Source organism: Marinimicrobium agarilyticum DSM 16975 (assembly GCF_000423345.1).
Lineage (GTDB): Bacteria > Pseudomonadota > Gammaproteobacteria > Pseudomonadales > Cellvibrionaceae > Marinimicrobium > Marinimicrobium agarilyticum.
Genome location: NZ_AUHU01000005.1, coordinates 329,798 through 353,977 on the forward strand (window position 1 = coordinate 329,798; position 24,180 = coordinate 353,977).

Below are 24,180 nucleotides of genomic sequence, written 5' to 3' on the forward strand. Positions count from 1 at the left end.
CCCATGTCCGGATTACTGTCCAATGCTATCTCGGGTTTGCGCGTCAGCCAGAATGCGATGCGCGTTACCGGGCACAACATCAGCAACGCCAACACCGAGGGCTACAGTCGCCAGCGTACGGAGGATATTGCCCGTCCGGCGCAGCAGCTCGGTAGCGCCGGTTATGTAGGCAGCGGGGCGATTACCCAATCCATCACCCGGATTGTCGATCAGTTCGTCACGAGCCAGCTGCGCACCGATACCACCAACTTTCATGCGCTGGACAAGTACAACACCAACCTGAAGGAAATTGACAAGCTGTTCGCCGATGAAACCACGGGGCTGACCGGTGGGCTCAAACAGTTTTTCGCCGCCGTTCAGAACGGCGCGGACAACCCCTCATCTTCTCCCGCCCGGCAGTTGATCATTACCGAGTCTGAAAGCCTCAGTAATCGCATGAACACCCTGTATGACCGGCTGGTGTCAATCGAGAACAATAACCGTCAGGAGATGAACTCAATTGCCGATCAGGTGAACGGCCTCGCGCGCAATATCGCCGAGCTCAATCAGGCCATTGTCGATAAAACCGTGCCGAACACCGGCAACCAACCCAACGACCTGCTGGACCGCCGGGATCAGAAGCTTCAGGAGCTCTCGGAGCTGGTTGGCATCAGCGTGGTGAACCAGGGGGATGGCAGCGTCAATGTGTTCATGGGGCAGGGGCAGGCCATCGTAGTGGGTACCGACTCGAACAGTTTTACTATCTCCAACCGGGGTGAAGTCATTCTCGGAAGGGGCACCCGGTCCTACAATGTGACGGAGCAATTGAACGGCGGCCAGTTGGGCGCACTGGTGGATTTCAATAACGGTATCCTGCAGACCGCCAAGAACGAGCTGGGGCGCATTTCACTGGTGCTGTCCGATACGTTCAACGAGCAGCAACTGCGCGGGCTGGATCTCGATGGCGACTACGGCCAACGCCTGTTCAAAGACATCAACTCCGAAGACCTGATCAGCCAGCGGGTGGTGCCGGGCGATAACGCCGGTCCTGACGATCGTCAAATGTCGCTGCGTATTGACAATGTCAACCAGTTGAGCACGAGCAACTACCGCTTTCAGATTCTCGACAACTCCAACAACTACGTGATCACCCGCCTGAATGACAACGAAGTGGTTCAGCAGGGGCTGGTCACCGGCGGCTATCCGCAAACCATGGAGTTTGACGGCCTGTCTCTGACATTGGATGGGGGGTCCTTTCAGGGAGGCGACTCCTTTACCCTGAAACCGACCACTGACGCCGCTCGCTATATCGAGACCACACTGAGTCGCCCCGAAGACCTGGCGTTCGCCTCACCGGTTCGTACCGGCACCGACAGCGGTAATGTGGGCGCCGGCATTATCAGCCAGGGTGAAGTGTTGAGCAAAGTCGGCGCCAACGGCGAAGTCCTTCCCACCTTTTCAAAGGAAGGCCAACTCTCGCCCCCGGTGATTGTCCGCTTTACCTCGGAAACCACCTACGAGATTCTGGACAATTCCGATCCGTCGAATCCCAAGCCGCTGGAACCGCCGATCCGGGAGCAGATTTTCATTCCAGGACAGGAAAACGCCCTGTTCCCGGCCGATCCGGGCGAGACCCGCATCACCGGCGATGGTGCCCGCCTGGGGCTGCCGGAGGGGCGCAATCCGCAAGTGATCGTGGCGGGCGGAGCGGCCCAGGGCAACGGCTACCCGGTCGAGCAGATGCGCTTTGGCATTGTTGACCCGGAGACCGGTGCTATCAGTACCCAGAACGTCGTGAGCCGACCCAATGGCTCGGCCGCCGCGCTGGCCGACCAGCTCAGTCGCGTACCGGGGGTGTCGGCCAACGCGTTTACCAGCGCGACCATCACTGACATGAGCTTTGAAGATTTTAGCTCGCCGGTACAGATTACCGTGAACGGTGAAGCGCTGGTGGAATACCAGGGCGGCGTGATTGCGCCTACTGTCCCCAACGCCCAGACCGATCCGGCGGCCTTCCAGGAATACCTGGCCGAGCGGATCAATGGCAACGAGAATCTGCAGGCGCTCGGCTTTCGGGCCGAGAGCGGCGCTCACCCCGTTACCGGAAACCCTGAGCTGAACCTGGTGGCTTCCTCCGGCGTGGACATGGATATTCGCCTCCAGGCGGATAACGCCACCCAGAACCAGTTCAGCGTCAATGACAGCACCGGCAACCCGGATGTGCGCTTGTCGGGGCAGGGAGCGGGCAACGAGTCCACGGTTACCGTCGGTGGCCGGGTCGACCTGACCCTCTCTGATGGCGTGACCCTGGAAACCGCCCCCTCAGACAGCCAGCTCTTCGGTGACAGCGATGCCGCCGATTTTGCCCAGTCGTCCTACCTGGGATATCAGGCCACCATTAAAGGTCAGCCCAAAGCGGGCGATACCTTTACCCTGGGCTTCAACGAGGACGCCACCAACGACAACCGCAACGCCTTGGCCATGGCGGCGCTGGAAACCGCCAAGGTCATGGGCGATGGCCAGTTGGGCCTGAGCGATGCCTACGGACGTCTGGTGGAGCAGGTGGGCACCGAAAGCGCCTCTGCCCGCACCAACACCGAGGCGGCTCGCAGCCTCATGGAGCAGAGCCAGAGCACCCGCGACAGCATCAGCGGCGTCAACCTGGATGAAGAGGCGGCGAACCTGATCAAGTTTGAGCAGGCTTACAACGCTAACTCCCGGGTGATTTCAGTCGCCCGTGAAATGTTTGACACCTTGTTGAACTCGATCTGAGTTGAACTCGATTTAACCGAGGCACAGCCATGCGTGTTTCCACATCACAAATTTACAACATCGCCGACATCGGCATGCGCAACGCCCAGTCGGCGGTCAATAAGACCAGCGAGCAGATCAGCTCTGGCAAGCGTGTTCTCAGCCCGGCGGATGACCCGGTGGCGGCCACCAGCATCTTGCGTCTCACTCAGAACATGGGGCGTCTGGAGCAGTACGAGAAGAATGTGAATGAGGCGGAGGGCAAGCTGGATCGGGAAGAAATCGCCATCCAGTCGGTGGTGAACCTGCTGCAGCGTATGAAGGAGCTCGCCGTCAATGCCGGTAACACGGGCGTTCTGACGGCTACCGACTATCAATCCCTGGCCTCGGAAGTGGACAGTCGTCTCAGTGAACTGCTGGACCTGCAGAACACCCGTGACTCGGCCGGGCAGTACATTTTTGCGGGACATCAGGGTGATACCAAGCCGTTCACCGCCGATGGCGGTGGCAACTTCAGTTACCACGGTGATGAAGGCCAGCAACGTATTCAGGTCTCCGAAAGCGTGTCGGTGGCGGTGAGCGACTCGGGCAAAGACCTGTTTGTGGATATTCCCAGCGGCCACAATACCTTCAACACCAGTGCCAGCCCCGCCAACAAAGGGGTACCGCCGGCGAAGATCAGCATCGGGGAAGTGGTCGATCAGGAAGCGTACGACAAGTTCTATCCCCTGGATATGACAGTCACCTTCAACGCGCCCGAGACGCTGTCGCCGCCCGCCACCAACTATACGGTGACCGACGACCGTGGCCGGGTTCTGGTGGCCAACGCTCCCTACACCGAAGGTGACCCCATCGAGGTAAATGGCGCCAGCTTTTACATCACCGGGCAGCCCTACAGCGGGGAAGCTGCGACGCCGGGCACCCTGGATTTTGGCGCCGTGACGGCGGTGGATTTCTCCGGTGCTCCTGAAACCGTCACCCTCACCGTGGGCGGGCGTTCGGAAACGCTGGTGTTGGATCGTCCAGTCAATAACGCTGCGGACCTGGCGGCTGCTCTAAGCAGCTCCGCCGACGTTACGCCCGGTAGCGGTGCGGCCCGCAATGCCGAGCGCCTGGCCAACCTGGGCATTACAGTGGATGCGACCGGGCTGAGCGTTCCCTCCGGGCAGAATCTCTCGGTCAGTAACGGTACCGCCAATACCGACGCCGTGTTCGGTTTCGCCACCCAGAATGCAGGGACCACGTCCACCGACGGGGAACTGGCCGAGCCGGGGGACAGCTTCCAGGTGAATGCCAGCAACAAACAGGGGCTACTGACCACTCTGTCCCGGTTGAGTGAGGCGATGAAGAATGTCGAGGACAACCCGGACAGTAAGGCCGATCTCAACACCGTTGTCGGGCAGACCCTGACCAACCTGGAAAATGCCATGACCCATCTGACCGCTGCTCAGGGGGATCTGGGGGCACGCCAGAACACGTTGGAATCCACCCAGGACCTGCTGGCGGAAACCAAATTGCACAATGAAGAAGTTCTTGCGGATATTCAGGCTCTTGATTACGCTGAGGCTTCCACCCGGCTGAAGATGGAGAGCATGGTACTGAGTGCCGCCCAGCAGACGTTTGTGAAAGTCAGTGGCTTGTCCCTGTTCAATTATCTATCCTGATAAAGCCGCTCCGCGGATATTGTTAGACTCTTAAGGCCGCTTTCCCGACCGGGACGCGGCCTTCTCACACTTTGAGGCATTCCAGCCATGAACGAACCCGACCTGCTCGACGCCGTATACCGCTTTCGCGACTATACCCGGGAGCTGTTGGCCCTGGCCCGAGAGGATGAATGGCAGGCCTTCGAGGACAAGGCATCGGAGCGGGAGGCGTTGATCGCCGCTCTCAACGACAGTGAGTTTCTGGTGGCGGTCGCCAAGGCCGACAGGGCAGAGGAGCTGAAGCGGGAAATCGCGGCGATTCAGTCCCTGAACGACGAGATTACCGCTCTCGCCGAGCGTACCAAAGCGGACATCGCGGGCCAACTCAAACAGAAAAACCACCAGGACCGGGCGATCAAAGCCTACAAACCTTCCAAATAGTAGGTCAGGTAAGCGCGAAGCGCGCCACCTGACAATGCTCGTCATCCCTATATAGAAGCAACGACTCAGACCCCGCCTGATGTCTAAGGCTTTGATTTTTAAAGAATAATTTAGGGTTTTAACCCTCTGTCACAAAAAAACCAAAAATCCCCTAAAGCTCCTACCACTCTCGTCGATAACCTTTACAGAAGACCTGGTGCACTGTGTTCCCGGGCTTCACTGTCCGACGAAGATCCACGGCTGGTAAAGCCTGTGAACCAAAAACTTTAGGAGATCCATCATGGCTCTAGTAATCAATACCAATGTGGCCTCACTGAACACTCAGCGTCAGCTGATGCAGTCAAGCCAAACTCTGGACCAAGCTACCGAACGTCTGGCGTCCGGTCAGCGTATCAACTCCGCCAAAGACGACGCCGCCGGCCTCGCCATTTCCAACCGCATGACCTCTCAGATCCGCGGTCTGGACCAGGCAGTGCGTAACGCCAACGACGGTATCTCCATGATTCAGACCGCCGAAGGTGCTCTGCAGGAAGGCACCAACATTCTGCAGCGTATGCGGGAACTGGCGGTACAGTCTGCCAACGGTATTTACTCCGATGGCGATCGCGGTACCTTGAACGCGGAAGTGGAACAGCTCAAAACCGAGCTGAACCGCATCGCGGAAGAGACCACCTTTAACGGCCAGGCGCTGCTGGATGGTAGCCTGAACAACACGCTGTTGCAGGTGGGTTCCCAGCAAAATCAGACCATCAGCGTCTCCGTTGGCTCCTTTTCTGTAGCTGATTTGGGTGGTGGTGCTGGCGGTGACATCGTTGGTGGCGCCATCGGTGCTGCAACGGCCACTACTGGTAATGGGACTAATGCTGTCCTAACTGGTGACCTCTTGACCGCCACTGAGAACGTTACGATAAATGGCCAAGCGGTTGCTAATGATGATTTGAACGCCGCCACCACCATGAATGAGTTTTTGGGTGTTATTGAAGACGCCGTGGCGAATGTCGATGCATCGGCAGTAACTGAAGTAACGGCTCAAGATGATGGCGAAGGTGTCTTGCGTGATGGCGATAGTGTCACGCTGGCCGTTGTTAATGGTGATGGGTCTACTTCATCTTTTGAAATTACCGACACCGGCAGTTTGGAAGAGCTTGCTGAAAAGATTAACTCTGAAACAGGTGGTAAAATTGAGGCCAGTATTAATGATGAAGGCCGTATAGTTCTGGCTAACGAGGGCGGCGCCTCAATCACTGTTACGGACGCTACTGGGGCAACAGGTCTCAACACAGCTGCAACCACCTACGGTGCAAGCTTGTCGTTGGAGTCTACTGACGATACTGGCATAACAGTAGAATATGATACCGCTGCCGACGCAACAGTACTGGGTATCGATGCTCGAGACCAGGCGGGTGATATTACCGGGCAGGCGGTTACGGCATTTGGTGACATCGGAGAGGGAGACATCACGATCAATGGGGTCTCCGTTGGTGCGATCACAGACGGTACAGATGCTGCTACTCAAGGCGTCGCTTTGACAACCGCCATTAACAAAATTTCCGATCAAACCGGTGTGGTTGCCTCTGATGATGGCGCTGGTGGGTTGACCTTGAATTCTGTGGATGGCGATGAGATGTCCATTGAACTGAGTGGTACTGCGACCTTGGCAAATACCGGCTTGCAAGAAGTCAACAACGCCACCACCGTCGGGGATAGTGTTGCGAATGTCGACATCTCCACTCAGGCTGGTGCGCAAAAGGCGATTGGTATCGTTGACGCGGCGATTGAGGAAGTGGGGGCTACCCGTGCGGAACTGGGTGCCGTCAACAACCGTCTGGACTTCACCGTCTCCAACCTGAGCAACGTGTCTGAGAAGACCTCCGCTGCCCGGTCACGGATTGTGGATGCCGACTTTGCCGCCGAGACTGCCAAGTTGAGTAAGGCGCAGGTTCTGCAGCAGGCCGCTCAGGCCATGCTGGCCCAGGCCAACGCCCGTCCTCAGCAGGTACTGTCACTGCTGCAGTAAGCTGAACTTCTCCCCCGGGCCACCGGGGGAGCCCTTGAGAGGGTAGTAACATGAGTGAAGTGACGACCTTAAACAGTTATATCAGCCCCAGCTATCACAGCGCTGGTGTTGACCGGCAAACTTCACCTGATACCACCCGTCAAGCAGCGAAAGAGGGCGGCAAATCTTTGCCGCCCTCTGTTTCGTTGGAACCTGTGAAGCCGCGTGAAACCACCCCGATAGAGAAAGCTGAAGCCCGTGCGGACAATGTCCAGCAGGCTGTTGCTCAGATGAACGAGTATATTCAGACCACTCAGCGGGATTTACGCTTCAGTATTGATAAGGATTCCGGCGAAACCGTTGTCAAAGTGCTTGATCGACAGACCGAAGAGGTAATCCGTCAGATTCCTGACGAGATATTCCTCCGGTTGGCTCGAAACTTGAATGTTGATGAGCCGGTGCACTTTTTCAGTGAGCAGGCCTAACGGTTGTTGTCAGTCTTGATGAAGGGGTGCCCGGTGGGCACCCCTTTTTTCGTTGTGCCGGGCGCTTTGTGCCCGTTAGCTGAATAGGCTAAAGTTTGAGCAAAAGCGGCCGATACCCTGTCATACACAGGAGCGGGACTGCCGCTTCGGTTTGTCGTTCTTTCACGAGGCATTTTGAGAGACAGTTTTATGGTCGACAATATTGGCAGCAATATCATCAGTTCTCTGGGCGGGGGCTCCGGCCTGAACAGCCAGAGCATTGTGGACCAGTTGGTGGAGCTGGAGCGTCTGCCGACAGAGCAGCGGCTGGACCGGCGTGAGACCAGGGTAGAAGCCCAGATCTCCGGCTTCGGCATGCTTCGAAGCGCCGTCGGTGAGTTTGAAAGCGCCCTGGAGCCGCTGGCCAATGCCGATACCTTTGACGCCAAACGAGCCTCGATTTCTGACACCACCCTGATGGCGGTCAACTCCCTCAACCCCGAGGCGGTTCCCGGTAACTATCGGATCAAGATCGAACAGGTGGCCCAGTCCCAGTCGCTCAGTTCGGGCGCCTATGCCAGCAAGGATTCGGCCGTGGGCGAGGGGAGCCTGACCATACGCCTGGGTGACTGGTCGGCTGATCTGGCGACCTTCACAGCCGATACCAATGCGACCGGTGCTACCATTGAAATTGACTCAAGCAATAACAGCCTGACCGGGCTGCGCGATGCCATCAACGATTCCGACATTGGTGTGCAGGCCAGTATCGTTGGGGAAGAGGGCAGTTATCAGTTGTTGCTGACAGGCCCGACCGGCGCCAGCCGCGAGATGGAAATCACCGCCAACGAAGGCGCCACCGCGGGTCTGTCCAACTTCAATTTCAACGAGACCACTCAGAACTTTACCCAGCAGCAAGAAGGCCTGGACGCGATTCTGCGGGTCAACGGCCTGCAGGTCACCCGCAACAGCAACGTTATTAACGATGTAATCCAGGGCGTTGAATTCGAAGTGTTCAACAGCAACGCGTCGGAAGAAATCAGCATCAATGTGACCGAGGATAAGAGCCTCGCCGAGGAGTCTATTCGCAATTTTGTCGACGCTTACAACACCTTTTACAAAGAGGTGCAACGCCTGACCTCGAATGATGAAGGTGAAGACGGTAAGGGCAGCCTCAATGATGACCCGCTGGCGGGCAATGTCCTGAGGTCCGTCCGCAGCATGCTTGGCAACGTCGTGCCTGGCATTGAAAGTGATTTCAGTTCTCTGGCGACCATTGGTATTCGCACCAAGATCGATGGCACGCTGGAGTTCGCTGACGATGGCGAAGTGACGGATTTTTCCAACGCGATCAGTAACCGCTTTGAGGAGGTCCGGAACCTGTTCGTTCCCAATACCTCCTCGGACAACGCCAGTATTGATGTGACCAACTTCGGGAGCCGCACACAACCGGGCAGCTACGATGTAGCGATCACCCAGGAGGCCACCAAAGGTTACCTCAATGCCGACCCGTTGGCGGTGACATTTCCGCTCGATACCACGGGGAAAGATTACAGTTTCGCGCTCAAGGTGGATGGAGATCAGTCGGCCACCATTACTTTGCCGGAAGGAAAAACCTATAACTCGGGTGCGGAGCTTGCCGAAGACCTCGAAACATTGATCAACGCCGACTCGACCCTGAAAGAAAATTTTTCCGGGGTAAATGTCAGTTACAACACCACCTCCGGTGCACTGGAATTTCAGTCCAAAGCCTATGGAGCGCAAAGCAGCATTGAGTTTACCAGTACCGGTGCGGATATGGCGGAGCTGGGTATCAATGTGGGGGCTGGCACTGCTGGCCAGAACGTGGCCGGTACCATCAATGGTGAAGCAGGCTTCGGCTTCGGCAATGTTCTGCGCGGTGCGATCGGCTCGCCCGCTGAGGGCCTCAGTATGACGGTGGCGCCTGGGGCGACTTCCGCTACCCTCAACTTCTCACGCGGTCTCGGTGGCACTCTGGCGGGTATGGTGGATTCCTATGTCCGTAACTCCGGTTTGATTTCCGAGCGCGAGAGTAACCTCCAGGAAGATATGGGTGAGATCGAAGAGGACCGCCGAGACCTGGACCGCCGCAGTGAAGCCTTCCGAGCGCGGCAGGAAGCCCAGTTCCGGGCCATGGAGCAGATCGTCCGCAGCCTGAACAGCACCGGCGACTTCCTGGAGGGCATTAACGATCGCCTGCCGTTTACCGCGCCGCCGCGTTAAGTTTTAGGCACCCCAAAATCGGCTAAAGTTTCCCCCTCTACAGCCGTAATAAAGGTTAGTCCGATGGTAAATACCACCGATAATGAAGACGACCAACAACGGGGAACCGGTATGAACGCCTACGCTCGCGCGGCTCAGAATTACTCTTCCATGAAAGTCCAGTCCAGCGCCATGGACGCTTCTCCCCATCGCCTGATTCAGATGTTGTTCGAGGGTGCCCTTGAGCGTATCGCTCAAGCCAAGGGCGCAATGCAACAGGGTCAGATTGCCCGCAAGGGCGAGCTGATTCAGAAGGCCATCAATATCGTCGACGGTCTTCAGGGCAGCCTGAAAGACAAGAAAGAAGATGGCGAGCTGGCGGATGAGCTGAACGAGCTTTACGACTACATCATTCGCGCCCTCACCGAAGCCAACTACAAAAACAGCACCGAGCGGCTGGACGAATGCGGCCGTCTCCTGGGTGAGCTGAAAAGTGCCTGGGACAGCATCGCCGCCGAGGCTCGCTGATCATGGCTCTGCAGGCAGTCCCCAGGCCTGACTATCGGGGCGATGCCGGGTTGGATCAAATCGCGGAACTGCGTCGGGAACTGATCCAGGCACTGCGCGCCGAAGATTGGCTGCGCGTGCGCGAGCTGGACCGCGCCTGCGCCGCTCTGGTCGATCGGGTCATCTCGGCCAATCGTGATGACGGCTCCGCGCTGGTTCGCGCCCTGAGTGAACTCAAAGGTGTCTACGCCAACCTGATTGATCGCTGTCACCGGGAAGTGCTGGAGATGGCGCTGTAGAGAGACCGGACCACGGTGAGGTCGGCGATGTTTCGTCGACCAACCCGTTCTCGGCATCCAATCTCTCGCGTTATTGACACTCAAATCGTCATTTTTCCGTCATTTGGGATTGCTCAAGGCGCATAACCCTGCCAAAATCCCTCGTATTGTGATTCAGGTCACAAAATCTTGGGGTCATCAAACCCGCCCAATTCAGAATATCGTCGCAGGTGCTGAAAGCGCCGGTTATTTGACTGGTGCGATCTGGTCGACTATTAGTTGATAACAGGTCCGGCCCGCGAGCGGGGGCTCTCGGTGTCGATGACAAGAAAGTACAGAAGGGCCTAGTCGAATGTGGCGAAACACCCGTGTTTTGGTTGTAGACGATAACGAAAAACGACGCAGGGAGCTGGCGGTTATCCTGGAATTCTTGGGGAGAACGGTCGTCGAGACCGGCTGGAGCGGCTGGCAAGATGCCCACGAGGAGGGGGGCGAGGAGGACGAGCGGGGCGTGATGGCCCTGTTTCTCGGGCAGACCCCCAAACCCGCCGAGTTGGAAGCCCAACTGAAAGAGGTTCGCCAGTGGCAGGATGACGTGCCGGTGATCCTGCTGGATGAACGAAGCCTCCCCGACGGTGCCCCCGGAGAACTCTCCCGGATGGTGATCGCCACCATGAGTGTTCCGCCAGCCTACAATCAGTTGCTGGACACGCTTCACCGCGCGCAACTGTATCGCCAGGCTCAGCAGGCCAACCGCCGGCAGCCCACCCGACGCCCCGTGCACCTGTTTCGCAGTCTGGTCGGCACCAGTCGGGAAATCCAGCACGTTCGCGACATGATGGCCCAGGTGGCCGATAAGGACGTGTCGGTACTGATTACCGGCGAGTCCGGGACCGGCAAAGAAGTGGTGGCGCGCAATCTGCACTACAACTCCCCCCGGCGTGAGAAACCCTTTGTACCCGTCAACTGTGGTGCGATTCCCGCTGAACTGTTGGAAAGCGAATTGTTTGGCCATGAGAAGGGGGCGTTTACCGGCGCCATCAACGCTCGGGCCGGGCGTTTCGAGCTGGCGGAAGGTGGCACCCTGTTTCTGGATGAAATCGGCGACATGCCTCTGAACATGCAGGTCAAAATTCTGCGCGTGCTTCAAGAGCGCAGCTTCGAACGGGTAGGCAGCAACAAGACCACCACGGTCGATGTGCGTATCATCGCCGCCACCCACCGGGATCTGGAAGGCATGATTTCCGAAGATCGCTTCCGGGAAGACCTTTTCTATCGCCTGAATGTATTCCCGATTGAGCTGCCGGCATTGAAGGAGCGAGCCGAGGACATTCCTCTGCTGATTAACGAGTTGATTTCCCGACTCGAAAGCGAGGACCGGGGCTCCATCCGTTTCAACTCCGCCGCCATTCTGTCGCTGTGTCGTCACCCCTGGAGCGGAAACGTGCGTGAGCTCGCCAACCTGGTAGAGCGGATGGCGATCATGCAGCCTTATGGCGTGGTCGGTGTACAGGATCTGCCCGGTAAGTATCGCCACGTGGATGTCGCTGAAGAGGATTTCGGTGTCGAAAAGGACCCCGACTCTGCCGTCACAAACCAGGCGGGTTATGTCAGCATGACCGATACTCCGCTGTTACCCGAACAGGGAATCGATCTGCGCGAATACATCAGTAGCCTGGAAAAGGAATTGATCCAGCAGGCGTTGAATGACTGTGGTGGCGTGGTGGCCCGCGCCGCCGATCGTCTGAGTGTACGCCGCACCACGTTGGTGGAAAAAATGCGCAAGTACGACCTGCAGCGTTAGACGACAGAGGCCCCGCTTTCTCGCGGGGCCCACTTCCCCTCCCGAATAAATCGGCACAAGTGCCGTTGGTTCACTTTTCTCCGTTTTCCAAAGTGGGACGACGCCAGCAACCGGCTTCTCTAGTCTCGGTGCTGCTGTCAGTCGGTCAGCAACCGTGGGAAAGGAAAACCTAGCCAGGTACCAGCAAGAAAGCTCGCAGCTTGGATATCCGGTGCCGATATCCAAAATCGATAACCAATAATAGTGACTTGCGAGGAACCACCAATGCGTTTATTCAGACGTCACAGTGTGCTTGGCGCACTGCTTCTCTGTGTACTCTCCGTGCCTGCCGTGGCACAAACGACCAACGTCGCGCTCAACCAGTCGGCCTCGGCCAGCACAGCGGACCTGTCAGCCTCCTACGCCGTGGATGGCGATGGCAACACCCGTTGGGCGTCCGCCGCCCAGACCGACCCTTCGTTTCTGACCGTGGATCTCGGTCAGGCCTATGATCTTTCTCAGGTGGTGATTGACTGGGAAGCGGCCAACGCGGACACCTATGAAATTCGTGCCTCCAACGACGGTAGCCGCTGGGATACGCTCGTCAGTCGCAGTGGCGGCGCTTTTGGTAACCGCACTGATACGGTCGATGTCAGTGGCACATACCGATATGTTCGCATGTTTGGTATCAGCCGGAGTGCGGGTAACTATTGGGGATACTCCATCTGGGAATTCAAGGTCTTCGGCGCCGAGCCTATGCAGAACGTCGATTGCGAGACTGGTTGTCTGCAGGAGCTCGACAGCGACACGGCCCGGGCGCGAGTGACCGAGGGCGATATCGTGGATATCCACTACAGCGTCAACGGTGGCGCCCAACAGAACCTGCGCATGGGCCAGGACGCTTCCGGTTGGTATTACGATATCAACGGTCTGGGCATGGGGGATGTGCTCACCTATCACTTCACGATTATTGCCGGTGGAGTGGGGCAAAGCACCAGCGTCCAGAGCCATATTTTTGCGGGCACCGGTTCCAGCAGTTCATCGCAGAGCAGCAGTTCAAGCAGCAGCTCCTCCAGTAGTGACAGCTCGCAAAGCAGCAGTTCAAACAGTTCGGCGGACCTGGGTGAAATTGTGCCGCTGTATGACGGCGCAACGGCTCGGGAACCGGTGGTTCAGTATGAGACCGATACCGCATTGGTGACCCGCTTCGCCGACCGCGCTCGCGATCGTCATGCGAAAGAAGATCACTTCCAGGCGTACGATCATTACCTGAGTTTTTACTGGGAAGATCGCACCGCCAGCATCGAGATCATCGATGAGGTGGCCAAAGGCGGAGACACCGTTCGTATGAACGTTCGTACGCAATTCAAACTGAGCGACACGGAAGCGGAAAACCGTTGGTTCTATCGCGGCGTCGGTACCGTGGCGGAGTATTGTGATAACGGCACCATGGTCGTCGAGGATAACCTGAACTACTACAAGGAGCGCAGCTATAACTGCCGGGAAGGGCGACCGATTCAGGTGGGCGATAAACTGGAGTTTGAAATCAGTCAGTTTCTTGATCCCGGTGTTCCCAATGGTCGGGCGAATTACTATGGCACGACCTACCTGTACATCGTCGGTGAAGGTCTGGTTCCCTGGGATGTGGGCGGCTCTACGCCGGCCGGTGGGGTGAAAGACTCGGTCAAAATTCCCGAAAGTGCCTGGCTCGGGGGCGACACCACCATCCACGCGGCCACCTCTGGAGAAACCGACAACCACTTTATGCAGATGGCCACCAACCTGAGTTATGACAACGGCCAGCCATTCGTGCTGGGCCGGCGGGTGCTGCACTCGTCTTTCGTGGATGGCCGTCACGATGAGAAGCCTATCGAAAACCCGGTCTTCGATGAGTTGGTGGGGCAGGCCGGCCCGCACTATACCAATGACAGTTGTGCCAGTTGCCACAATCGAAATGGTCGCGCCGCGCCCGCAGCGGTGGGTGAGCCGCTGGACAAATGGTCCTTCCTGGTAGCCGATGCGGCCGGTAACCCGCATCCGGATCTGGGCCGGGTGCTGCAACCGCTTGCCCGTGACGGGGCGCAGAGTGAAGGCGAGGTCAGTATCGGTAGCTGGAGTGAGCAGAATGGCCTGCGTTCTCCCAATTTCCAGTTTGAGGGCGTCACGCCCGAGCGTTTCTCGGCGCGCCTTGCCCCGAACCTGGTGGGGATAGGTTTGCTCGAGGCGATTCCCGAATCCGCCATTCTGGCTGATGCCGATCCCAGCGACGTTGATGGCAATGGGATTTCCGGTCGTGCCAACCGTATTCCAGACCCGCAAACCGGTGAAACCCGACTGGGCCGGTTTGGCTGGAAGGCGGGCACCGTCAGCGTCAAACATCAACTGGCAAGCGCGCTCAATAAAGACATTGGCGTGATGACCTCAATACTGCCTCAACCCGATTGTGGGGCCAACCAGAGCGATTGTGGCAGCAGTGGCTTGGAACTCGCAGACCATCATCTTGAGGATCTGGTGAAGTACACCTCGCTGTTGGGCGTTCGGCCTCAGCGTGACTACAACGACCCGGCCGTACAGCAGGGCGAGCAGTTGTTTGCCAGTGCCGGTTGCGCCGGTTGCCACACACCGACTCATCAGACCAGTCAGCACCACCCGCTGGCGGAGTTGCGCGACCAGACCATTCATCCCTACACGGATATGTTGCTGCATGACATGGGACCGGGGCTTGCCGATAACCTCGGTGAAGGCCAGGCGTCCGGCGCCGAGTGGCGAACCGCTCCGTTGTGGGGGCTGGGCCTGTCCGCGTGCGTCACCGGTGGCGTGACCAATCCGACCGGTCAGCAGGGCGATGAAGTCTGCACGCCCGAGGCGAGCTATTTGCACGACGGTCGTGCCCGTACCATTGAAGAGGCGATTCTCTGGCACGGTGGTGAAGGTCTGGCGGCGAAGAACAATTATGAAGCCTTGTCCGGAACCGATAAGCAGAACCTGCTTCGTTTCCTGAAGTCGCTGTAATAAAAAAAGGGGTTGCCGAAGCAACCCCTTTTTTCCTACCAGCCGTTTCTCAACGACGGACCTGAACCTCAGGCGCGTTTCTGACGACGGCTACGGTTCGAACGGCCGCCTTCATTCTGGCGGGCCTTGGCGTTCGGGTTGCCACCTCTGGGCTTGGCTGGACGGCTCTGACCGCCCGGCCTTTTTTGGCCCAGTTGAATCGGCTCCGGCTTGATATTCGGGTCCGGTTCAAAACCGGGCACCACCACCTTTTCCACCTGGCTTTTGATCAGCCGTTCGATGTTGCGCATGAAGCTGTTCTCATCCACACACACCAGTGACACGGCCACGCCTTCGCGTTCCGCACGACCGGTGCGCCCGATGCGGTGAACGTAATCTTCCGGCACGTTGGGCAGCTCGTAGTTCACAACATAGGGCAGCTCACTGATGTCGATGCCGCGGGCGGCGATATCGGTGGCCACCAGGGTGCGAACCTTGCCGCTTTTGAAATCGCTCAGGGCACGAGTACGGGCGCCCTGGCTCTTGTTGCCGTGAATGGCGGCTGAGCTAATGCCGTCTTTCTGCAACTGCTCGGTCAAACGGTTGGCGCCGTGTTTGGTGCGGGTGAACACCAGTACCTGACGCCAGTCGCCATCACCGATGAGGTAGGACAACAGCTCCCGTTTGCGATCCCGATCCACCGGGTGAACGCGCTGGGTAATACGCTCGGCGGTGGTATTGCGCGGGGCGACTTCAATCAGCTCCGGGTTGTTCAGAAGCTTGTCCGCCAGTTGTTTGATCTCGTCCGAGAAAGTCGCGGAAAACAGCAGCGTCTGCTTCTGTTTGGGGACAAGCCTGAGGACTTTCTTGATGTCGTGAATAAAGCCCATGTCCAACATGCGATCGGCTTCATCCAGGATCAGTGTCTCGACGCGGTCGAGCTGCAGTGCGTTCTGTTGCACCAGGTCGAGCAGACGCCCCGGCGTAGCCACCAGAATATCGACGCCCTTGCGCAGCGTCATCATCTGGGGATTGATGCTCACACCGCCAAAGACCACAGTCGAGCGTAGGGGAAGGTGCTTGCCATAGGTGCGAACACTTTCGTGCACCTGTGCCGCCAACTCCCGGGTCGGGGTCAGGATCAGGGCCCGCACGGGGCGGAATTTCTGTCCGGCTACCGCTTTGCGGCTCATGGTTTCCAGCAGGGGCAGGGTAAAGCCGGCGGTTTTACCCGTACCGGTCTGAGCCGCTGCCATCAAGTCCTTGCCTTGCATTACGGTAGGGATGGCTTTGGCTTGGATAGGGGTAGGCTCGGAGTAGCCCGCGTCATTAAGCGCGCGCAAAAGTTCGGCTCGAAGGCCGAGTTCAGCAAATGTCATGAAGGTTTCCTGCGGCTCATACCACTCCCCGTCAAAGGGGGTACGGTCTGGGAGAGCCTGCGTAAGAGATCAAAAGAGGCATGCGACGCCGACCGAGGGACGCCGAGGTCGGGAAGTGTAACAGCTCCGGTCGGTGGGCACCACCTTTTACCGTTACGAGCGTCTCGGGAATGACCGGAAAACGCGAGGACAAAATCCGACGGGTTTCCCTTACCGCATCGTCGAAGCGACGGGATATTGACTGTGTTGGTGCTGTTTGAATTCCTAACGCTTTGAAAAATATAGGTTTTTCATGTTGGCACCCTCCTTGCAAAACCCTCGTTATGCTCGGCCATCGCGCCGGAAAACCGAACCCAGACTGGAGGAGTGCTCCCTATGTCAGAGGGCGCATCAACACTCTCACAACAGAATAAACGCGACCTGGCCGACGTCATCAGCCTGCGCCCGGACCTTGATTCCGACTCGGTCGAGGGCCTCAAGCAGGCGTTTGATGTGTTTGGGGACTTGTCCCAACAGTTGGTCAACTCCTACGAGCTGTTGGAAAACCGCGTGGCGGACCTGAACCGCGAACTCTCCACTGTCAGCCAACAGCGGGGAGAGGAACTGGCGGAAAAAGAACAGATCGCCAATCGCCTTGAAAATCTGATCAATTTCCTTCCCGGTGGAGTGGTGGTGATTGACTCTACCGGTCGCGTTTCGGAGTGCAACCCGGTGGCGCTGGATCTGCTGGGAGAGCCGCTGGAGGGAATGCCCTGGCGGGATGTCATCACCCGCTCGTTCAAACCGCGCAGTGACGATGGCCACGAGGTTTCATTGAAGGATGGCCGACGCATTCGCATCGCCACGCGCAACCTGGGCGTGGATGGGCAAATTATTCTATTGACGGACCTGACCGAAACCCGGCGTCTGCAGAGCGAGCTGAGTCGTCACGAGCGCCTGTCGGCACTGGGCAAAATGATGTCAGCGCTGGCTCACCAGATTCGCACGCCCCTGTCGACGGCCATGCTTTACGCCGGACATCTGCGCGACAGTGATCTTGAAGAGGACCGCCGTCGGGAGTTCGCCGGCAAGCTGTCCAACCGGTTGAATCATATCGAGCGCCAGGTGCAGGACATGTTGTTGTTCGTCAAAGGCGACCTGCCATTGAACGATTACATTAGCGCCGGTGAGTTGGAGCAAGGGTTAACAGAAGCGCTTGAAGTACCGCTCAGTACCTCGAGTAGTGACTGTCAAACGCTCAATCATTGCGCCACGATTCGTCTGCGTTGTAACCGCGAAGCGTTGATCGGCGCGCTGTTGAATCTGGCAAACAACAGTATTCAGGCCTCGGGCAAGCAGGCTGAACTGACCGTGGCGTTCAATCACGAAGTGTTGAAAGGGCAGCATTGGTTGGCCATTCAACTGACCGATAAAGGGCCGGGCATCGAAACGGATTTACTGCCCAAAGTGCGCGATCTGTTTGTGACTACCAAAGCCCAGGGAACCGGTTTGGGCCTGGCCGTGGTACAGGCGGTGGTTCGTGCCCACGGCGGTGCGTTCGATCTTCAGTCGCAGCCGGGCAAGGGCACTCAGGCAACGCTTCTGTTGCCCCTGACTCAACCGTTTACCGAATAAATTCTATTTCCGTTGGAGACACCTTATGGCTCAGGCAGCACGGCAAATGGCACCAGTGCCAAACCGACCGCGAATTCTGGTTGTTGAAGACGATGCAGCCCTTCGCGAAGCGCTGTGCGACACGCTGCAATTGGCGGATTACGATGTCTGGGAGGCGGACAGCGGAGAGCAGGCCCTGGCCCGCCTGAGCGATGACAGTGACTGCCATATGATCGTCTCGGATGTGAACATGCCGGGCATCAGTGGCCAGCAGCTATTGCAGACTGTTCGCCAACAGTACCCGCAGATACCCGTGATGTTGATCACCGCCTACGCCAGCATCAGCCAGTCGGTGGATGCCATCAAACAGGGCGCGGTGGACTATCTGGTCAAGCCGTTTGAACCGAAACTGTTGGTAGAAACCCTGGCCCGCCATCTCGATGGCAGCGGCCAGTCGGGTGATGAGCCGGTGGCTTCGGCGGCCTCAAGCCAGCGTCTGCTGCAATTGGCCCAGCGCGTGGCCCAGTCCGAATCCACCGTGTTGATTTTGGGTGAGTCCGGTACCGGTAAAGAAGTGCTGGCGCGCTATATACATGCCCACTCGCCCCGTCGGCGCGAGCCGTTTATTGCCATCAACTGTGCCGCCATTCCAGAGAATATGCTGGAAGCCATGTTGTTCGGCCACGAAAAAGGGGCCTACACCGGCGCTCACAGCAGCGCGCCGGGCAAGTTCGAACAGGCCAACGGGGGCACGCTGTTGTTGGATGAAATTTCCGAAATGGATGTGGGCCTGCAGGCGAAGTTGCTGCGGGTGTTGCAGGAAAGGGAAGTGGAACGGCTCGGGGGGCGGAAAACCATTTCTCTGGATGTTCGCGTGATTGCCACCTCCAACCGGGATATGCGCGAGCAAGTCGCCCGGGGGCGGTTTCGCGAAGACCTCTATTATCGACTGAGCGTGCTGCCTCTGCAGTGGTTGCCACTGCGTGAACGGACCGAAGACATTGTGCCGATGGCAGAGCAGTTGTTGGCCAGGCATGCGCAGAAACAACGTCGGGGCTGGGTCAAGCTGGCGGAGTCGGCGCGCACGGCATTGACGCAATACCGGTGGCCGGGCAACGTTCGGGAGTTGGACAACGTCATGCAGCGCGCATTGATTCTGCAGCCGGGGGAGTTGATCCAAGCCGAAGATCTCGCGCTTGAAGCCGACTTCGCTTACGCCGAAACACCAAAGGAACCGGAAGCGCTGGCGACGGAGCCCTTGAGTGCGGCCTCATCGCTGGACGCCATTGCGCCCGACACAAACTCAACGGCACTGGACTCCAGAAAACCCCCAGCGTTGGGCAACGACCTGAAACAACGTGAGTTTGAAATTATCGTCGATACGCTGAACAGCGAAAGGGGCAGCAAAAAACGCACGGCCGAACGGCTCGGTATCAGCCCGCGGACCCTGCGTTATAAAATGGCCCGCTTGCGTGATGCGGGCTTTCCCGTAGACGGTCTTGCCTGAAAGCCGTCAGGTCTTGACGGTGGCTTCGGGAATTTCCACCGCGCTGCCGTACCACTTGGTAATTTTGCCCGACAGGTCCCGGATCGGTGTGGCTTGCACCTGGTGCCAACGGTATTGACCATCGTAACGCCGAATCCGGAATTGGGTTTGATAGGGAAGGCCACTCTCGACACAGCGTATCCAATGACGGGTGCAGCGCTCCTGATCATCCGGGTGCAGAAGCGTCAGCCATTCGCCCGGGGCGGACAAGGTTTCCCGGGGCTCGCCAGAATAATCGCTCAACGCCTGGTTGAAGTAATCGATGGAACCATCCGGCTGTGCCCGCCAGACCGTGACTGGCAGGGCGTCCAGTTGTTGCTGCAGCGCCTGAGCGTTTTCCACAAACTGTTCCCTGGACAGGGTTGTCCCCGTAATGTCTCTCAGTGTTCCCACTACACCGATTTGCTCACCCCGTTCGTTATACCAGGGACGCCCCGAGGTTTTGACCAGGCGCTGTTGACCACTGGTGGAGGTCATTGGCAATTGCTCCGAATAGGACTTTCCGGTCTGCACACATTGCTCGAACGCCTCACGCAACTGCCAATAGCCCGGCTCGGGGAAAAACTCCATGCCACCTCCGGGCGGCACCGGCTGTCCGGCGGGCTGCCCAACAATACGGCTGACAATGTCCGACCAGTAAAAAACTCGGCTCTGGGTTTCGAAGTGCCAGTAGCCGGTGTCGGTCTGGATGCTCAACATGTCCAGGGTGGTTTGTAGTCGTTTGAGCTGCCTTTGTGCTCGCCTTAGGTCGTCGCGATTTTGATGCAAATGGGCGCGGGACGAAAGCCACTGCAGGCTCAACGTCAAGGCAATGCCGATGGCCATCAGACTGAGCAATCGGTTGAGTACCACGACGGCCAGTGAAAACCCGTCGGGCAGATCCCCCAGAGACATACCGATGCTGCATAGCAACATTGACCAGAGCCCCACTTGCAGTACCGAGTTTCGGTCTCGTGTCAGATCAGCCAATACGATAGCCAGCAAATACAAAATGCCGTGAGCGATTCCAAGTGGCGTCAAAATGTCGGCCAAAAATATCGCGACCAAAAAAATAAAGGAAAGTCGCCGAAAAATTGGCGCCGAACGCCGAGTGTTGTTGTCTCCACTTTGGTTTACACTGATGCCCATAATCAACCGCCTGGAACGAGAGCGCGTGAGTGCTGACCGCATGAAAGCACAGTCAAAAAAAATAGTCGAGCAATTGGTTCGCCGCCAGGCTTATGCCTCCGCTTTGCGTTGGGTCATTCTGTCCCTGGGCATTCTGGTGCTTTCCCTTCACTTTCATGAGCTTTCATCGACCGCCGGGCTGACTGCCTGGCGCACGGAAATATGGTGGCGTTATATAGGCGAAGCGTTGTTGCTTCTATTGATTCTGGCAGCGGTTTTTTTGGGCGCCAGGAACGATCGTGACCGGTCGCGCTTGGAGCGGGCGCTTGAGAACGATTCGGTTCTGTTTCGCCAGTTGGCCGACCATGTGGGCGAGGTGTTTTGGTTAGAGGATGCGCTCTCGGGCGAACTGCTGTACGTCTCTCCTGCCTATGAAAGGGTGTGGGGAATCGCTCGGGGGTCTCTGGACCGCATGCCCCGTCGATGGCTCGACGCCGTCGTCCCCAAGCATCAAGAGCGCGTGAAGCTCGAGTGGTCGAAGCGGGCGGCCGGAGGCTACGATGTGGAGTATGAACTCGAACGGCCCGACGGTTTGCGTCGCTGGGTCCGTGACCGGGCCTTTCCGGTTGAAAATCACGACGGAGAGGTGGTCCGGATTGTCGGGTTTGCCTCTGATATCACCGATCGCCGACAAATGTCGGAGCAACTGATACAAGGGCAGCGGTTGCTGAATCTCGCCACGCAAATGGCGCGGCTCGGCGGCTGGTCGGCGGACATGGTGTCGGACCAGGTGACGCTCAACGAAGAAGCTTGCGCAATATTCGATGTTCCCTTCGGGAAGCCATTGACGCTTGAGCAGGCCTTCAGCTTTTGCACGTCGTCGTTTCAGCCTCAGGTGTCTGAGGCGTTTGAGCGGGCGATTGCGGACCGGGCCCCGGTGGATGTCGAGGCTCAGGTGGTGACCGCGTTTGGTCGGTATGTCTGGGTTCGCGTTCAGGCCCACCCGATCATCGACGACCGGGGCATCCTCCAGCGCCTGGAAGGCGCGGTCCAGGATGTGACTGAGCGTAAGCACGCCGCGTCGTTATTGTCCCAGGGGGTACGTCGTTTTCGGGAGTTTTCCGACGCCATGCCACACCTGGTCTGGACGGCTGACTTAAAGGGGCAGCTGGATTACGGCAACCGGATGTTGGCCGAGTATCTCGGTTGCGAGCGTGAAGATCCGCAGTTGGATGACCTCTGGCGCTCGGCGATTGCGCAGAGCGATCGGAGCCACTACCTATCAAGCTGGGGAATAGCCCTGAAGACAGGTGATCGGTTGGAGGTGGAGCTTCGTTTGCGCCGCTTTGATGGCCAATGGCGCTGGCACTCGTTGCAGGCGATCCCCTTAAAAGACAATAAAAATCGCATCATCAAATGGTACGGCAGCGCGATCGACATCCATGAACGGCGGCGGGCCGAGAAAGAGCAGGCGCGCATCCGTGAGCTGGAAGCTTCCCGCGAACTGGCCGAGCTGGCCAGTGCTACCAAATCCGAGTTTCTGGCCTCCATGAGCCATGAGGTTCGCACCCCGATCAACGGTATTGTCGGGATGGTGGATGTTCTGCACGAAACCAGTCTGCGTGGTGAGCAGGTGGAGATGGTGGATATTATCCGCGAGTCGGCCCAATCGCTTCTGGGGATTGTGAACGACATTCTGGATTTTTCCAAAATCGAGGCCGGTAAGCTTGAGTTGGCCCCGGTCCCCTTCTCACCGGCGGCGGTGGTGCGCAGTGTCTGTCTGTTGCTGGATCGAATGGCGCTGAATCAGGGTGTGGAGTTGACCCTGTATACCGATCCTGCGGTGCCCACCCACGTGATGGGGGATGAGCTGCGCCTTCGCCAAGTGCTGCTGAACCTGGTTAACAATGCCATCAAGTTTTCTTCCCGGCTGGATCGCCCAGGGCGCGTTGCGGTGCGTCTCTATATGACGGGCCGCTCTGAAACCTCGGTCGACTTGTCGTTCCATGTCATTGACAACGGTATTGGCATGACGCCGGAAACTCAATCGCGTTTGTTTAATCCGTTTACCCAGGCAGACCCATCCACTACGCGCCATTATGGTGGGACCGGTTTGGGGTTGAGTATCAGCTCGAGCCTGGTGGAGCTGATGGGGGGCGATATCAAGGTTTCGAGTGAGGCACAGCAGGGCGCGGAGTTTCGGATGACTCTGCGATTGCCGCTGGTACCTGACGGGAGCGCGGACGAGCAACGGCCGGATTTGAGCGGCGTTTCCTGTCTCGTCTGGCCGGATTATCAAGGCGCTGATTGGGCGGCTTATCTTCGGGCCGCCGGCGCCAGGGTGTACGCGCCTCTCGAAGTCCCCGAGGCGGCCGAAAGCGATGATTCTTTGTGGTTGATGGTGCGTGATACCGGGCTGGATAGTCGCTTCTCTATTCAAACCACGGAAAAACTCACGTTGCCCGTCTGGCCCGCCCGATATCATTGGTTATTGGTAGGTCGGGGCCACCGGCGTCGGGTCCGTGAGGATGGCGCCGGTGTCTACGGGATAGACAGCAACAGTCTTTCCTTGCCGGCTTTTTTGCAGGCGGCCGCCACCGCTCTGGAGCGGGAAAGCCTGGAAAGTCATGCACCCCTGGTAGAGGCGAGTCGGCCTGACAGAGTGGTTCTGCAGAGAGAAGAGGCTCTGCTGGCGGGTCGGCTGGTTCTGGTGGCGGAAGATAATGAAACCAATCAGCGGGTTATTGAGCAGCAACTCGGCTTATTGGGCTATGTCGCCGATATGTGCCGAGATGGGAGAGCGGCACTGCGTTTCTGGCAGCAAGAAGCAAGAGGTTATGCCATGGTGCTGACCGATCTGCATATGCCGGATATTGATGGCTATGCCCTGGTTGCCGAAATTCGACGTGCCGAGGCTGAGCGAGGTGTCAGCCAGCCACTCCCGGTTGTGGCCCTCACTGCCAATGCGGTGGCCGGGGAGGCGCAGCGGTGTAAGCAGTTGGGCTTCGATGATTATTTGCTCAAGCCTGTTTCCCTGGACGCGTTGCGGGAAGCGCTCGTCCGTTGGATCGAACCGCGAGGCGGCCCGCCCGAGGCCGTCGATGGAGCGGAATGGGCCCGGGGGGAAACCCCGGTTTCTGAAACGCTGAATCTGAAAGTGTTGCAGGATTTGATCGGTGGCGATGAGGAACTTTTGGCGGAATTCGTCGAAAGCTTCCGCCGGAGCTCGGAGGAGCTGGTGGGACGCTTGCGAGAGGCCGCGCGGGAGAGGCAGTGGCAAGTGGTCGCAGACGCTGCTCATTCACTGAAATCTTCCGCTCGCTCGGTCGGCGCAAACGGACTTGCCGACCGGTCCTTGGCGTTGGAGCGTTGGGGCCGGACAAGGGCCACAGGCAGCTCACTTATTGGAGAGCTATTGAACAATTTTGAAAGCGAGTGGCAGAAAGTGCAGCGCGCCCTGGCTCAAGTACAAGCGCATTTGTCCGATCGGAGGTAAGTCATC

General features: G+C 58.1%; 15 protein-coding genes. 13 read left to right on the forward strand and 2 right to left on the reverse strand.

Annotation, left to right across the window (positions count from 1 at the left end):
- The first annotated feature begins 3 nt into the window (after positions 1 to 3).
- The 10 genes from flgK to G547_RS0106740 all read left to right on the forward strand — a co-directional run bounded on the left by flgK (position 4) and on the right by G547_RS0106740 (position 15,074).
- Positions 4 to 2,751, forward strand: a complete 2,748-nt coding sequence (gene flgK / locus G547_RS0106695) for a flagellar hook-associated protein FlgK (protein ID WP_027329184.1) — start codon at positions 4 to 6, stop codon at positions 2,749 to 2,751.
- 29 nt (positions 2,752 to 2,780) lie between these two features.
- A complete protein-coding gene (flgL, locus tag G547_RS0106700; RefSeq protein ID WP_027329185.1) occupies positions 2,781 to 4,394 on the forward strand; it encodes a flagellar hook-associated protein FlgL in 1,614 nt (537 codons plus the stop codon).
- An 87-nt stretch (positions 4,395 to 4,481) separates the two neighbouring features.
- Complete coding sequence (locus G547_RS0106705) at positions 4,482 to 4,814, forward strand: flagellar protein FliT (protein WP_027329186.1); 333 nt, start codon at positions 4,482 to 4,484, stop codon at positions 4,812 to 4,814.
- Between the two features lie 280 nt (positions 4,815 to 5,094).
- A complete protein-coding gene (locus G547_RS0106710) occupies positions 5,095 to 6,831 on the forward strand; it encodes a flagellin N-terminal helical domain-containing protein (protein WP_027329187.1) in 1,737 nt (578 codons plus the stop codon).
- Between the two features lie 50 nt (positions 6,832 to 6,881).
- Positions 6,882 to 7,295, forward strand: coding sequence for a flagellar protein FlaG (locus tag G547_RS22550; protein ID WP_051234954.1), 414 nt, complete (start codon positions 6,882 to 6,884; stop codon positions 7,293 to 7,295).
- A gap of 189 nt (positions 7,296 to 7,484) precedes the next feature.
- Positions 7,485 to 9,515 carry a flagellar filament capping protein FliD gene (gene fliD / locus G547_RS0106720; protein WP_027329188.1) on the forward strand — a complete coding sequence of 677 codons (2,031 nt, stop codon included), beginning with the start codon at positions 7,485 to 7,487 and terminating at the stop codon, positions 9,513 to 9,515.
- A 63-nt stretch (positions 9,516 to 9,578) separates the two neighbouring features.
- Complete coding sequence (gene fliS, locus G547_RS0106725) at positions 9,579 to 10,022, forward strand: flagellar export chaperone FliS (protein ID WP_245573396.1); 444 nt, start codon at positions 9,579 to 9,581, stop codon at positions 10,020 to 10,022.
- Between the two features lie 2 nt (positions 10,023 to 10,024).
- A complete protein-coding gene (locus G547_RS20450; protein ID WP_245573398.1) occupies positions 10,025 to 10,300 on the forward strand; it encodes a hypothetical protein in 276 nt (91 codons plus the stop codon).
- A 331-nt stretch (positions 10,301 to 10,631) separates the two neighbouring features.
- On the forward strand, positions 10,632 to 12,083 hold the full coding sequence (locus tag G547_RS0106735; protein ID WP_027329190.1) for a sigma-54 dependent transcriptional regulator: 1,452 nt from the start codon (positions 10,632 to 10,634) through the stop codon (positions 12,081 to 12,083).
- Positions 12,084 to 12,347: 264 nt separating this feature from the next.
- Positions 12,348 to 15,074 carry a di-heme oxidoredictase family protein gene (locus tag G547_RS0106740; RefSeq protein ID WP_051234956.1) on the forward strand — a complete coding sequence of 909 codons (2,727 nt, stop codon included), beginning with the start codon at positions 12,348 to 12,350 and terminating at the stop codon, positions 15,072 to 15,074.
- A 68-nt stretch (positions 15,075 to 15,142) separates the two neighbouring features.
- Here the strand turns inward: G547_RS0106740 and G547_RS20455 are convergent, their stop codons facing one another.
- A complete protein-coding gene (locus tag G547_RS20455; protein ID WP_036187431.1) occupies positions 15,143 to 16,432 on the reverse strand; it encodes a DEAD/DEAH box helicase in 1,290 nt (429 codons plus the stop codon).
- Positions 16,433 to 16,807: 375 nt separating this feature from the next.
- Here G547_RS20455 and G547_RS0106750 point away from each other — a divergent pair, with 375 nt between their 5' ends.
- Both G547_RS0106750 and G547_RS0106755 read left to right on the forward strand, forming a co-directional pair.
- Positions 16,808 to 18,046 carry a sensor histidine kinase gene (locus G547_RS0106750; RefSeq protein ID WP_084645737.1) on the forward strand — a complete coding sequence of 413 codons (1,239 nt, stop codon included), beginning with the start codon at positions 16,808 to 16,810 and terminating at the stop codon, positions 18,044 to 18,046.
- A 25-nt stretch (positions 18,047 to 18,071) separates the two neighbouring features.
- On the forward strand, positions 18,072 to 19,532 hold the full coding sequence (locus G547_RS0106755) for a sigma-54-dependent transcriptional regulator (RefSeq protein WP_084645739.1): 1,461 nt from the start codon (positions 18,072 to 18,074) through the stop codon (positions 19,530 to 19,532).
- A gap of 6 nt (positions 19,533 to 19,538) precedes the next feature.
- Here the strand turns inward: G547_RS0106755 and G547_RS22995 are convergent, their stop codons facing one another.
- The gene (locus tag G547_RS22995) at positions 19,539 to 20,540 is read right to left on the reverse strand and encodes a PAS domain-containing protein (protein WP_169449429.1); all 1,002 of its coding nucleotides are present in this window, start codon (positions 20,538 to 20,540) and stop codon (positions 19,539 to 19,541) included.
- Between the two features lie 199 nt (positions 20,541 to 20,739).
- On the opposite strand from G547_RS22995, the gene G547_RS22555 reads away from it, so the two are divergent.
- Positions 20,740 to 24,174 carry a PAS domain-containing protein gene (locus G547_RS22555; RefSeq protein WP_169449430.1) on the forward strand — a complete coding sequence of 1,145 codons (3,435 nt, stop codon included), beginning with the start codon at positions 20,740 to 20,742 and terminating at the stop codon, positions 24,172 to 24,174.
- Positions 24,175 to 24,180: the final 6 nt, after the last annotated feature.